The organism is Aquimarina sp. AU58 (genome assembly GCF_900312745.1).
In the GTDB taxonomy this organism is placed as follows: Bacteria; Bacteroidota; Bacteroidia; order Flavobacteriales; family Flavobacteriaceae; genus Aquimarina; species Aquimarina spinulae.
The window spans coordinates 450,246-466,375 of sequence record NZ_OMPD01000009.1 but is presented as its reverse complement, the minus strand read 5'-3'; the positions used below and the strand labels follow the sequence as shown (position 1 = coordinate 466,375).

At 31.9% G+C, this 16,130-nt stretch carries 4 protein-coding genes; all 4 read left to right on the top strand.

Annotation, left to right across the window (positions count from 1 at the left end; genetic code table 11):
* Window positions 1–444 precede the first annotated feature (444 nt).
* The 4 genes from DK441_RS08545 (at window position 445) to DK441_RS08530 (ending at window position 15,838) form a co-directional block, all read left to right on the top strand.
* A complete protein-coding gene (locus tag DK441_RS08545) occupies window positions 445–4,014 on the top strand; it encodes a hypothetical protein (RefSeq protein ID WP_160112006.1) in 3,570 nt (1,189 codons plus the stop codon).
* 523 nt (window positions 4,015–4,537) lie between these two features.
* A complete protein-coding gene (locus DK441_RS08540) occupies window positions 4,538–8,563 on the top strand; it encodes a DUF4114 domain-containing protein (protein WP_109098336.1) in 4,026 nt (1,341 codons plus the stop codon).
* A 304-nt stretch (window positions 8,564–8,867) separates the two neighbouring features.
* Window positions 8,868–12,209 carry a toxin-antitoxin system YwqK family antitoxin gene (locus DK441_RS08535; protein WP_109098335.1) on the top strand — a complete coding sequence of 1,114 codons (3,342 nt, stop codon included), beginning with the start codon at window positions 8,868–8,870 and terminating at the stop codon, window positions 12,207–12,209.
* Between the two features lie 365 nt (window positions 12,210–12,574).
* Window positions 12,575–15,838: a toxin-antitoxin system YwqK family antitoxin gene (locus tag DK441_RS08530; RefSeq protein ID WP_109098334.1), complete on the top strand. Its 3,264-nt coding sequence runs from the start codon at window positions 12,575–12,577 to the stop codon at window positions 15,836–15,838.
* The last annotated feature ends 292 nt before the right edge of the window (window positions 15,839–16,130 follow it).

The window sequence follows — 16,130 nt, the reverse complement described above, 5'->3', positions numbered from 1 at the left end:
ATCATCATCCGTCGTAGATAATAAAAAAAAGGAATTGCATCCACTTGTTAAAAAAGACCATAATATTCTGAAAAGTAAAAATCTTATTGAAATTTTTGATTCGCACTATCGAGAAAAAGAAATGCAGATTTTGTCCCTTATTTCAATACAATTAGTACAATTTTTAAAACTGATTATCTATCGCCTTATCAAATTGACTGTAGAGAGGTAGTAATCCGCTCTAATGAAAGCATTACTAATGTCATTAGTGATTTTGAAGAAAATTTTGAAGTAACAGATTGGTTTATAAGTGATAAATAATGTGTCTAATAAAAAGTGAATACCATAAAAATATAGATAACAGATTCTGATGTTTAATACAAGGCTATAATTCTAATGAGAAATAAAAAAATAAAAAGAAACAATACGAACCCTATATTAATCATATTTCTTATAACATGTTCTATGCGCTTGTGCCATGCCCAGCCATCAACTACTTGTTGGTTTAAATATTTAGCTAATAAATTAAAAATTGAAGCTAAGGAAAATACTATTCTAGATCGATTTCAGAATTATATGATAGATGAAAAAACCAATTGGGATGCTTTTAGAATTCTATTTGAGTCTACTCCTGAAATCAATCATACCAGTGACTTTCTTATGGATAATATTGATGAATTAGAGTTTTTACAACAATACTTAGCTGGTACTGAAATAAAGACAGATCAAATCATCACTGATATTAGAAACAAAGGGGGCTATGATATCTGGAAAGAAAAAAAAGATGATATTATTAAAGTATTTGACATTAATAAAACACTCCCTTCTATAGCTACCGAGTACAAAAAACTCTCCCCAAACATGCAAGAGCTTTTTGAACAAGACTGGTCTGGTAAAGATTTTAGAAAGTTTTTAAAAAAAGATCCTAAAAAATATTTTGTTTATTGGGAAAATTATAGATCCAAAAACCCAAATGGAAAGATTTATTCGGATGAATCCTGCTGGTTCACACACATGATTGATAAATTAGAGCTTCATAAAAAAATCAAAGCATCCCTAGAAAAAAACAAAGATTATTGGATGGCATATGAAATCCTACATACGATTGCACAAACAAAAAAGAGTAAATATTACAAGCTTATAAACATTAATCTTGAAAAAAATCTAAATATAATCTTTACACATTTAAAGCATTTTCCTTATAAAAGCGCTCAACAGATTGCAGAAAACATTAAACGTCGAGGATGGTATCATTGGTCTACAGTGACATATGATATCTATGGAGAAGCTAAATCTGCCTTATTATTTTTGGAAGATATACAGAATCTTAATTTTAAACTAAAAAACAGAATTGAAAAGGATATCGTTAATAATCAAAAACTACTATCTCTATTTATAAAGGCTGAAAATAATGATCAGCGAATAATATATGCCAATACATGGATAAAAGTCCCTAATATTCTATCATCAATCAGAATATATTTATTAAAATTACCTTTAGAGTATCGCGATACTTTTATTAATGACATAGACATCTCATCTACTCTAAAATCTACATTAAGTAAAGATTATACATATCTGGATATGGATATCTGGAAGTTTTTCTACGACGCTAACGTTTCTGATGAAATCAGGCTAAATCATAACGGAGAGTATGATTTTATCAAAAAACAATTAGAAACAAAAGAGTTGGAGGTAATACAGGCAGAGATCAATGCAAGTGGAGGGTTTGTAAATTGGAAAAACAAAGATGGCATTGTTAAAATTAAAGGAAAGTCATATAGATTTAAAGACATAAATGGAGAAAAAATGTATATCTATCGTTCAGAAAAAACATCTCCAGAAATTATTTCTTACCATCTAGAGGCCAATTCTGAAAAAACAGGACTTTTTGAATATATCGAATTTAAATATTCAGAAAAAACATTGACTATCATGATCAACTCCCGATTTATTAAAGATATAAAGCGCATAGGCGCTCATATTTACAAGGATGCGATACAACATTTTAAAATACATGATATCCATGAAATTAAGTTTTTAGATATTGATCAAAACCAAGCAAATGATTTTGGCCATAATTGGATTAATAAAGATGAATATCAGCAGTTTGAGAATAATGGAACATACGTCTGGCTTAAAATTACAGGCGATATAAAATTTATCCCAGAGGCATTAAAAACACCTTATAAAAGTCTAACGCCAGATATGCAAAAGCTTTTTAAACAGGATTGGTCGAATATGAATTTCAGAAAATATATTGAAAAATATCCCGAAGATTTGGGGCAATGGGAGGATTACAAAACAAGAAACCCAAACAGAGAGTTTTGTACAGGAAATAATTGCTGGCTTAAAGCAATGTCTTCTATTACTACAAAAAACATTTTAAAAACCCTAAAAGAAAAAAAGAATGCCTGGATGGCATTCGACGTGTTGTGCTCTAATGATTTGACAACATATAATAACTATGCCAATCTGAACCTTATTATTAATTATTTAAATAATTTCCCTAATAAAACTTATGAAGCTTTACTAGAAGAAATTCGTAAAAAAACATGGAAAAGATGGAGTACACTCAATTCCTATAGGGGCAATATAAAACAAGCAACAAGATTTCTGAATAATCCTATCAAAGGTTTAGATTCATATAACAAACCTATATTAGGAAGTGAAATTAAAAATAACAAAGAGTTAACAAACCTATTCTTAACAGCAGAAAATGACCAACAAAGAATAGCATATGCCATACTATGGCAAGACTTAAATGACCATACAATATTGCGAAAAAATTATGTACTACAATTAGCAGAAAAATATCAAACTACATTTTTTAAAGATATTAATAGTTCTAAAGAATTAGCATTTACACTAGCAGAAGAAGTCATCTATATGGATATCTGGAAAACCTTGTATGACACAGGAGTTCCTGATCAGATAAGATTGAATAAAGATGGAGAGTTTTATTTGATAAAAAAGTATCTGACAGAAAACAAGATAGAAAAAGAAAATTATAATCAGATAAGCGAAGAAATTAAAAAAGCCGGAGGATGGAAAGAATGGGAGAAAACTCAAAACTCTGAAATAATAACAATCGATAATCTGCCAAATGCTTTGAAAACTGAATATGAAAAATTATCTCCAGGAATGCAGAAATTTTTTAAAATAGATTATACAAAAAACACATCTATCAAAGAGCTATTAGATGAGAATCCTGAGTTCTTTTCTAAATGGAAAAACTATAGAGCTAAAAATCCTAGTGCAAAATTTTGTGCACAAAACTCCTCAAGTTGCTGGATTGTAGATCTGGCAGAAAGGATAAGAACAAATGAGTCTATTAAAAAAATAATAATCAAAGAAGAAAACTCATGGATGGCTTATGAAATAGTATACAGTTTCTCTTTAATACCAGATAGTGGTGTATCCCCTAGTAGGCCAACTGATCTAAGAAAGATTTTTACGTATTTAAACTATTTTCCAAATAAATCTTCTGAAGCTTTACTACGACAAATTCGTGATAAAAATTGGACACTTTGGGACATTGAAACGTTTACTTCAGACACCTTCAAATTTCTGGATGATATGAAAGTATTGAGTTCTGCTGAAAAAAAGAACCTAAAACAGCGTGTTGCTAAGAATGAAGAATTATTATCACTATTTATAACAGCAACAGATAACAAAAAAAGAATTGCTTATGCTACCATGTGGGATAAATTGCAAAATCATAAAAAATTACGAAAACCCGATGTATTACAATTATCAGAAAAATATTACTCAGCATTTTTTACAGATCTCAAAACTTCTAAAGAATTAATAAATACATTAGTCGAAGAAACTATCTATCTCGATATTTGGAAAATCCTTTATGATTCAAAGGTGCCTGATCAGATACGACTCCATAAAAATGGAGAATTTGATTTGGTAAAAAAATATATCCTAAAAAACAAACTCGATAAAAATGATTATGATCAGGCGATATCTGACATTAAAAATAGTGGATGGGATAATTGGTTTAGAGAGGAAACAAAAGGTAAATAGGATATATGGGAATTCTTAGATCGATAGTAATGATCTTGAAAGAGTCAAAACAGGAAAAAAATCAATGCTTAGAATGTATTTTTATCAATCTACTCCATGATATTCTTTGTACACATTTTATTTTAGAAGAAGTGAAAATGTATACTCATCATTTAAATGAGTTCAATAAATTATCTTGAGACAACCCATTGAAGAATTAGAATCAAGACTGCTGCGTTTATAGAAACGATAGATAAGATCTGTTTTCAAATAAATATCCTATGAGGCCGAGTCTTTGAGTTATTGAACTAAAAAAAATTATTTTTAAGTTACATCGCCGCACTCGACCTGAAGTGCTTTCAAATTTGTATTTTCAAATGTCTTCGACAGGCCTGAAGGGCTCAGACATTGATTATCCGGTTTAAAAACTCATCTATTCGTAAAACCCATTCATCTACAGCAAATTACCACTGATCGAATAACACCAACATAAGGGGTTGATATAGATTAATTTTAGGTGTCTGAAACCTAAATCTATATCAAAATGAAAAAAATAACTACCCTCATATTTATATTAGTAGCTTTATCTGGATACGCTCAACAACCTTTTGATTGTGATGATGGTAATTTCTACCAGGTGATCTCTGGATCTTTAAAAGCATATGACCCCATTACCGGTTCATATTCTGATGCACTACATACCTATTCTACTACCTATAATGCAGGAGGGTATAATCCAGAAGATAATTACCTGTATGCCATTAAGAAAGGTGACAATCACCTTCTTAGAATTGCTAAAGATATGGTGATCGATCTTGGTGCTGTAACTCCTGCCGGGACTACAGTTTTTGGCGGTGGATATGCAGCAGATGTAGATGCAGACGGAAACCTTTGGGTATACCAAAACAACAATAAAAAAACATTTCATAAAATAACAAACTTAAAAGACTATGATGGGTCTTCTTCTCCCGTTTTCGAGGTTGTAGAAGCCGATCAGGCTTCGCCCAGTACTTGTGCAGATATCGCCTATATAAATGGTGCTTTTTATGGCGGAAGTAGAGGAAAACTATACAAATGGGATCTATCTTCGGGAACACCCGTATTTTCTCAAAAAACAGTAACCAATCTACCTACTGGTACTTTTGGTGCAGCATATGCCGATGCTAATAACAGATTGTATTTATCTGTTAACAACGGAGGTTTATACTTAATCAATGATTACGAAAGTGCTACCCCAACAGCTACATTGCTTAATCTTACCGAGACCACAAACTCTAATGACGGTTTTAAATGCGCCAACGGTATTTCTCCGCTGGATAAAGATCAAGACGGTGCCTTAGATTCTATGGATGCCGATAGTGATGGTGATGGGATTACAAATATTGCAGAATGTAATGGTATAAATCCTTACGGAGATAGTGATGGAGATGATTTGTACAACTACCTGGATAATGATATCAGTGGTAACGGAGACAATGTAGTACAAGATGCTTTTGATAGAGATAGCGACGGTAATCCCGATTTTCTGGATATCGATTCTGATAACGATGGTATCTATGATATTGTAGAAGCAGGACAAGGCGATAAAGACACCAATAACGATGGAGTCTACAATGGATCTGATGACAATTTTCTGGATACGGATCTCGATGGATTAGCAGATGCATTTGATCCTGATCAAGGGAATACCGTTATCCTTATAGATACCGATAATGATAATATATATGACTGCTACGATATCGATTCTGATAATGATGGGATTGTAGATATCATAGAAGGGCAAAATAGTGCTAACTACCAGGGATTATCTAACATTGATGAAGATAACGATGGTATGGATGATGCCTTTGATCCCGATTATGCAGGAACGGTAAACGGAACCGTAAATACCGATGGTACCGATGCTTATGATCATCTGGATACGGATTCTGATAACAATGGTGTATCTGATAGTACCGAAGCATATGATAGTGATGGTGATGGAGTTGCAGAAACTACACTTTCTGGAGTTGATAACGACAATGATGGATTAGACGATAGTTTTGATTTAAGAAAAAGTAGTTTTGCTCCAGAAAACGGAGGGCAAACCCCAGCAAGTTTCCCTATCCCAGAGATTTGCGACCGATATAACTATTTAGGTGATTTTTCTTCTAACGGAAAGCCACTGTATTTAGACGGGCAGGATGTAGTAAGCCAGGAAACTATCGATTTGGTAAATAATGCATTACCAGAAGGATACCCGGTACCAGATTTTAACCCCCACTATATTTCTTCGGGTTATGATACAGATATTGAAGTACAGGAACAAGCCGACATATGGGTTACTTTTATAGGAGAAGGAGCAGGATATAAAAACACATTGGGATTCTATACGTATGATATTAACAACCCATCAACTTCAATACCCGCGCCAGAAGATATTACCATTATTTTCCCTAATGTATCGGCTGTAGGAAGCGGTGGCGAATTAGAAGTGGGTGATAAAGTAAAAATAGGAACTTTTCCTCCTAATACAGGAATAGGATGGGTATTACTAGCCAATGCATGGTCAGACGGTTGTGTAGGAACAGGACACTGGCAGCTACACTCTAATCCGGATTATAATCCAGAAACAGACCCTACCCTACGATATCATAATGTATTATTATCTGATCCCGATAACGAAAGAATCATATTAGGCTTTGAAGATATAAGAAGAGATTATGCTTCTTGTGACCAGGATTTTAACGATGCATTGTTCTATATCACAGCAAGCCCTTATACAGCGATCTCAACAGATAATTGTGTTGATATCGATACCGCTACCGATGTTACTTCTGCCAATAATGGAGGATTAGAAAGTAACGGTGACTTAGCCAGCTTAATCGCTAAACGTAATTTTAGCAGAACAAAAACAAACAGCATTTTCAATACCAAAAAGAGTCAAAAAAGATTTCAGCCTGGTACGAAATCATACAAATCTGCAAACAATGAAGATTTAAGTATCTATTTCCCTAAAACAGGAATATTCGGGACCGAGTCTACTTATGTATCCAGCCCAGAAGATCTATTAGGGATCACCAATGCAGAAGCTGTATTCTCTGTAGATTACTATAAAGGAAATGAAAGAGTAGCTGCTGCACTGGCAACATCGACCAAAGGTTCTATTTATGATCATTCAAAAACAATATGCGATCGATTAAACGGCTCTAAATTACTAGATGTACGAACGGTAACTATCAAAAATCATACGCTAGTAAGTACCAGAATAGAAAGAGCTACGGGTCAAATTGAATATGCACTAACCTTCTCGGTTAAAAAAGGTGAATCTGAAAACGAAATCTATAGCTTATGGAATATCGGTAACTACCCAGATGGAGATTATTTAAATTTCCAGGTATGGGGTGGATCGGTACCACAAGTAGCCAATATTGCGAATCACATCTTAGATACATTTACAACCGATAAACCTATGCGTAGTCATAAAGTGAGCCATAGAGTACCTACGGTATTTGTAGAAAAAGGATCATATACAGATGGAAAACTAACCCTTAACATCATCAATAAATTAGGTGCACATCATATGACATTTAATGGTAACATTAGAACGACCGAACAATCAAAAGAACACAATATGGTTGAAACCGTAGCACTATCAGGAGCATACCATGAGCAAATCACTATAGCAACAGGATATTTATTTGATATCGGGTTCTCTATTAGAGGAGAAAACTCTGCTCAATTAGATGCATTATACCTGGCAGATGGTCCCTGGGGTATTGATTACCGGGAGCAGGGAGTCGTAATCGAGAATTTTGAAGTCACAACACATGACGTAGCAGCTCAAAAAAATGAATATACTATAGAACGTAATGCACTGGTATATGGTGAAGTAAAAGAAACGCTAAATCTTTTTAGAAATATACTGGCCGGTGAACTTACACTAACGGTATCTGACTACGATGCTGTACAGTTCGAAATGCATAATGATAGAGATATCGAGGTGATATTAGTAACCGAAGGCCTTACAGACTGGAGTAACAGACTTAGATATAGAATTGCTGCCACCGATAAAAAAACAACTCATACCATTTCGTTTGCTGATTTTACAAATGGGAATAAAGAAAATGAAGCCTTCAAAAAAGTAAGAAGTATTGTATTTTCTGTACAGGGAGATTACCAAAACTTTACTCCATTTCATTTAGAAGTATCGGATCTTGCATTCACCAGTACGGTAACAATAGATCCAGAACTAGATCCCGAGACACCAGCTGTGGTAGCAGAAGATGAGGAAGAAAATAATGATGACCAAATGGCACAAGTAGAAACAGATGAACAAATCACAGTGACTACGCTTTCTAATTACCCTAATCCTTTTAGAAATAAAACTACGATTAGAGTACCGGGAACACACGAGACCATAGAAATGGTTGTTATCGATATGATAGGAAGAACAGTGCGACAAGAACGTATGGCACTGCATAATAACAGTATAACTTTTGAAACCAAAAGTCTTATCCCCGGTGTATACTATTACATCTTAAGAGGTGATAACAAACAAAAATATAAAGGCAGTTTTTTAATCCGATAATAAAGTATACCATTTAGCACTTGAGTTTACACTAAATGGTATTAGGTTAAGTTCAGGATTTGGGTAATAGCGGGGATAATGTCATGGTTGTCCTCGCTATTTAATTACACTCTTAGGGTTTTATGAACTGAAAATATATATCAATCCTACCATTATATACCATATTCAATGTTTTCAAGGTTGATAATCCGTTATTAAAAAACAAAAAAAACTTATTCTGTGAAGTTATAATCACTGTTTCCAGGGTGTATCTCCTCGTTTCATAGAACTTACTTTTGTGATTGCATAAATAAATCAAATAGGAATGAATATAAAAATATTATTTCTACTGCTTGTGATTCCCTTCATGAGTATTGCTCAAAAAAAAGGTAAAATCTATTTTGATGGTGAATGGGAAAAAACCACAAAAAAGAATGCAGTCTATTATCGTAACTTACCCTTAAAAAAGAAAGGGGATTTAGTATATATTCAGGATTTTTATATAAATGGCGATCCCCAAATGACGGGATGGGCGCATAAAAATAATGAAAAGAAATTTGAAGGAAAAGTTACCTGGTATTACGAGAATCGACAGATCAATACTATAGCTCACTATAAAAATGGAAAAATTGAAGGTGCGGTAATTGAATATGATTGGGCGCATGATGATACTACAGATGAAGAATACACACAAATAAAATATGAGATAAATTATTTAAATGGGGAAAGGCATGGTGCTAACATAATATATTATAAAGGCAAAAAACATGAACAATATCAGTATGAGCATGGTCAAAACCATGGCCCATATATCATATATAGTACTGAAACCGGTAATATTATTGAAGAAGGAACATTTAAAAACAATCTACCAGAAGGCATTTGTATAGAATATTATGGTGATACAAGAACTATTGAATCTAAAGTACACTATCGTAAAGGGGAAATGCACGGTAGATATACGAAATATGATAAAAATGAGAACATCATACTAGAGGAACATTACGTTGAAGGTAAACGAGAAGGAGAATATACCTTCACCATAGGTCCTAAAAACAGTGTTTATGAAGACAGAACTTATGAAAAAGGAATGTATGTAGATGGAAAAAAAGAAGGAATAATTACTACCTATTATAAAACTGGCGAAAAAAAAGAAGAATGCACGTATCACAATGGAGAACAAGAAGGGCAATGTACAGGATATAGCATAACAGGAGAGATCGTATATTCATATTATACTAAAAACGGTTGGACTGAGGAAGGAACAAATCAATGTTTTGAAACCTATAAAGCAAGAAAACTTGTCAAGAAAGAAAAATTCTATGTGGGGTCAACACAGTTGGCATATTCGATACTACACCTGCCTAATGGAGCAGAAGAAATTTCAAATTACAGTTCTACAGGGGAACTTTTATATAATGGCACTCCAAGTTTTTATTCGAATGATGATCTATTTCACACAAAAGAAATTAACTACTACAGCGCTAATGAATGTGGGTATGTAAATGGTATTAAAGAGATTACCTCGTATACAGAAAATGGATATGAAACATCTCATTTTGATAGAAAAGGAACATTAGTAACTCAAGGAACATATAAAGGTAATAAACCTTATGAAGGTACATTTTACCTATACCCTCTATATGCAAACAACTATGAAGTATTTGTTACTTATAAGCGAGGAGTTAAACACGGAAAAGAATATCTAAAACACAAAGGAAAGATCATTGCTGAAGGGAACTATGTATATGGTAATCGAAATGAAGGAACTTTTGTATTTTATGAAAACTATTTTGAATTAAAGGCCGCAGAGATTACCATTGCTACAGTATCTAATGGTCAAAAAGAAGGAATACAGCAGGTTTATAATACTGAAAAAGGCATTATCACCTCATATTATCATCTAAAAAATGGTAAAAAAAATGGAGAAAGTGCAACATATACCAAAGATCGCCAACTCAAAAATGTACTTATTTATAAAGATGATAAACGTTATGAAGGTAATTATAATACATATACCGACTCTATCCCGTACCATCAATTAGATCGGCAATATAACTACACCTATAAAGCAGGAAAAATATATGGAGAAAAACGTGTAGTTAAACTACAATATAATGACGACCATAAGAAAGAAATCAAAATCATTGCAAAAGGCACCTATAAAGATGGAAAAAAAGACCAAGGCACATTTCTCATATCAGATGATGATATAGGATACAACAAGGAATACCCTAGACCTATATGGTTCACTTACAAAATACAACATATTATAAATGGCCTAGAAGAAGGAAAACAAAACTATTATTTTTATTCCGATTATAAATACGGAAACCCTAATATGAAGGAAGGATTTGTGGGGTACTATCATGCAAAAGCAGATGTCGTAGATGGAGAATGTGTGTTTTTTCATACCGAAGGAAAACGATATCAAACAATACAATATATAAATGGAGAGCGTGTTTATGATGATGATGACAAAAGAAAATTACATCAAAAAATATATTACAAAAAAGGAAAACCCTATAATGGGTTTATGACAGATCATGATGGAAATAAGACTTCGTATGCTAAAGGAAAACTTCATGGAGAGCAAATTCGAAAACATAGAAAAAAGTTTGAGTATACAATAACAGAAATCTATAAAAAAGGCGTGATCCAATCTGTGGCCTATGATAGTATTTTTGTTAATGGGCAAAATAATATTAAAGGGATTTATAAAAAAGGAAAGCCCTTTCATGGATATTTTACTGTAAAAGACTTTATGGCAGTAGATCAGTACGAAAATGGAGAAAAGATATTTCAACATTCTTTACCTGTAGTAAACAATAAAGAAGAAGAAGAAGAAGAAGAAAATACGCTCATCAATCTAACTACAAAATCTATCTACAAAAATGGTAGTATTTATAATGGATATGAGTACGTATATGAAAAAAAGGATAGTGATCAAATTATAACTAGATCTCATATAAAAAATGGAGAAATCGACACTATTACAATAGGGTTCCCAAGAATATTTCGTGATAGAATATTTGTGCTTAGCTCAAAGGATGATGGATATTCTATTACAGAGCCTTTTAAATTTTCTATAACGAATACAAACAATATATTAAGATTAAAAAATCATCAAGGTCAAATTTTAATAGAGCAAAAAATCAATAAAAACCCTGAAACCAAACTACAATATACCTATATAAAAGATAATGATATACAAACTCAGGAAGTATTTACTCATGTTTCTACCATCTGGGATGATGAAAAAATACAACAAATAGAAAATGATCAACATGATAATTATACACTACAACTCTTTCATAAACTATCCTTGTACATACACAAAAAAGAATATATGTTCGCCCATTTTAAAGAAGAATTGCTGTCTACAAAAGAAAAATTCAGTAATCGTGAAGAATCCAGTAATCATAAAGTAGATAATAGTTGGTTTAACAGTGATTTCACCAAGAAGCAATTTGTATGCCTCTTAACATTTGATAAAAATGCCCAACCAAAGTATGGAATGGAAGTCAAAGCAAATAGTGATTTTACTTCCTATACTGTTACACTCTATAACAAAACAAAGATTATTAAGACCTTACAAAAAGTCTCCTTAGAACAATTGCATAGTATTTATAAAGATAATTATAATGATATGTTTATAATAAACTAAAAAAACAACTCAAATAAATAAGTCAAATTTTTCTTCTGTCACTTTGGTAGGATTATTTAATGATTCTTTTGGATTCTAAAGTTTACATAAAAAATTAAAAGATGATTTAAAAGTTCAGGATTTGGGTAATAGCGGGGATAATGTCATGGTTGTCCTCGCTATTTAATTACACACTTAGGATTTTATGAACTGAAAATATATATCAATCCTACCATTATATACCATATTCAATGTTTTCAAGGTTGATAATCCGTTATTAAAAAACAAAAAAACTTATTCTGTGAAGTTATAATCACTGTTTCCAGGGTGTATCTCCTCGTTTCATAGAACTTACTTTTGTGATTGCATAAATAAATCAAAGAGGAATGAATATAAAAATATTATTTCTACTGCTTGTGATTCCCTTCATGAGTATTGCTCAAAAAAAAGGTAAAATCTATTTTGATGGTGAATGGGAAAAAACCCATAAAAAAAATGCAGTCTATTATCGTAACTTACCCTTAAAAAAGAAAAGAGATTTAATATACATCCAGGATTTTTATATAAATGGCGATCCTCAAATGACAGGATGGGCACATAAAAATAATGAAAAAAAATTTGAAGGAGAAGTTATCTGGTATTACGAAAACCGACAGATCAATACCATAGCTCACTATGAAAATGGAAAAATCAAAGGCGCAGTAGTTAAATATGATTGGGTATTTGATAATGCTACAGGTGAACAATACACACAAATAGAGGAAGAGGTAAATTATTTAAATGGAAAAAGACATGGTGTTAACATCAAATATTATAAAGGCAAAAAAAATGAACAATATCAGTATGAGTATGGTCAAAAACATGGTTCATATACCATATATAGCACAGAGATTGGGAATATTATTGAAGAAGGAACATATAAAAATGATATACAAGAAGGCATTTGTATAACATATTATAGTGATACAAAAACTATTGAATCTAAAGTACACTATCGTAAAGGTGAAATGCACGGTACATATACCAGATATGATAAAAATGAAAACATCATACTAGAGCGACATTACATTGAAGGTAAACGAGAAGGGGAATATACCTTAACCTTATGTCCTGAAAACGATATTTATGAACACTTCGGGACTTATGAAAATGGGACTTATGAAAAAGGAATGTATGTAGATGGTAAAAAAGAAGGAATAATTACTACCTATTATACAACTGGCGAAAAAAAAGAAGAATGCACGTATCACAATGGAGAACAAGAAGGGCAATGTACAGGATATAGCATAACAGGAGAGATCGTATATTCATATTATACTAAAAACGGTTGGACTGAGGAAGGAACAAACCAATGTTTTGAAACCTATAAAGCAAGAAAACTTGTCAAGGAAGAAAAATTCTATGTGGGGTCAACACAATTGGCATATTCGATACTATACCTGCCTAATGGAGAAGAAGAAATTTCAAATTACAGCCCTACAGGGGAACTTTTATATAATGGCACTCCAAGTTTTTATTCGAATGATGATCTATTTCACACAAAAGAAATTAACTACTACAGCGCTAATGAATGTGGATATGTAAATGGCATTAAAGATATTACCTCGTATACAGAAAATGGATATGAAACATCCCATTTTGATAGAAAAGGGACATTAGTAACTCAAGGAATATATAAAAATAATAAACCTTATGAAGGTACATTTTACCTATACCCTCTATACGCAAAAAACTATGAGTTATTTGTAACTTATAAACAAGGAGTTAAACACGGAAAAGAATATATAAAGCATAAAGGAAAGATCATTGCTGAAGGGAACTTTGTTTATGGTAAACGCAATAAAGGAACTTTTGTGTTTTATAAAAATTATTTTGAATTAAAGGCCGCGGAGATTACCATTGCTAAAGTATCCAGTGGAAAAAAAGAAGGAATACAGCAGGTCTATAATACTGAAAAGGGCATCATTACCTCATATTATCATCTAAAAAATGGTAAAAAAAATGGAGAAAGTGCAACATATACCAAAGATCGTAAACTCAAAAACGTACTTATTTATAAAAATGATAAGCGTTATGAAGGTAGTTATAATACATATACCGACTCTATCCCGTACCATCAATTAGATCGACAATATAACTACACCTATAAAGCAGGAAAAAAAAATGGGGAGGAAAGAGTAGTTAAGCTACAATATAACGACAACTCTGAGGAAAAAATCAAAATCATTGCAAAAGGCACCTATAAAGATGGAAAAAAAGACCATGGTACATTTTTGCTATCAGATAATGATATAGGATACGATTATGAATATCCTAGACCTATATGGGTCAGTTACAAAATACAACATATTATAAATGGTCTAGAAGAGGGAAAACAAAACTATTATTATTATCCCCATCTTAAAAACGGAAACTCTAATACAATAGACCATGTAGGATATTATCATGCAAAAGCAGGTGTCGTAGATGGTGAATGCGTTTTTTATGATAACGTAGGAAAACTAAATCAAAAAATATATTACAAAAAGGGAATCCCCTATGATGGGTTTACGACAGATTATGATGGAAATAAGACTTTGTATGCTAAAGGGAAACTTCATGGAGAACAAATTCGTAAACATAAAAAAAGGTATCAGTATACAATAACAGAAATATATAAAGAAGGCGTAATCCAATCTGTGGCCTATGATAGTATCTTTGTCAATGGGCAAAATAATATTAAAGGGATTTATAAAAAAGGGAAACCCTTTCATGGATATTTTGATGTAAAAGACTTTATGGCAGTAGATCAGTACGAAAATGGAGAAAAGAAGTTTCAATATTCTATATCGTTAGCAAACAATAAAGAAGAAGATACATCCATTAATTTAACTACAAAATCTATCTATAAAAATGGTAGTATTTATAATGGATATCAGTACTTGTATGAAGAAAAGGATAAAGATCAAATCATAACTAGGTCCCATATAAAAAATGGAGAAATCGATAGCATCATAATAGGAATTCCAGGTATGTTCCGTGGTAGAATATTTACACTTAGTTCAATAGCTAATGGATATTCTATTATAGAACCTTTTAAATTTTCTATAACGAATACAAACAATATACTAAGATTAAAAAATCATCAAGGTCAAATTCTAAAAGAAAAAAGAATCAATAAAAATCTTGAAACCAAAATACGATATACTTATATAAAAGATAATGATATACAAACTCAGGAAGTATTTAGTCATGTTTATTCTATCTGGGATGATAAAAAATTACAACAAATAGAAAATTATCGGAATGATGATTACATGTTACAACTCTTTTCAAAACTATCCTTATACATACACAAAAAAGAATATATATTCGCCAATTTCAAAAAAGAATTACTGTCTAAAAAAGAAGAAAACAGGTGGGAGGATGAAGTAGATAATAGTTGGTTTAACAGTGATTTCACCAAGAAGCAATTTGTATGCCTCTTAACATTTGATAAAAATGCCCAACCAAAGTATGGAATGGAAGTCAAAGCAAATAGAGATTTTACCTCCTATACTGTTACGCTCTATAACAAAACAAAGATTATTAAGACCTTACAAAAAATTCCCTTAGAACAATTACATAGTATTTACGAAGATAATTATGATGCTATGTTTAGAATAAACTAAAAAAACAGCTTAAATAAATAAGTCGAATTTTTCTTCTGTCACTTTGGTAGGATTATTTAATGATTCTTTTGGATTCTAAAGTTTACATAAAAAATTAAAAGATGATTTAAAAGTTCAGGATTTGGGTAATAGTGGGGATAAAGTCATGAAACGTTTTAAACGTACCCATACTACTTTTTATAATGGATATCTGGCAGCACGCATTATTGTTGGCAATTAGCCTGACAAATGCAAATTAATACTAGTGATTCTTAACATAGAGCAGATTGATTTCTGCTCTATTTTTTAGTAT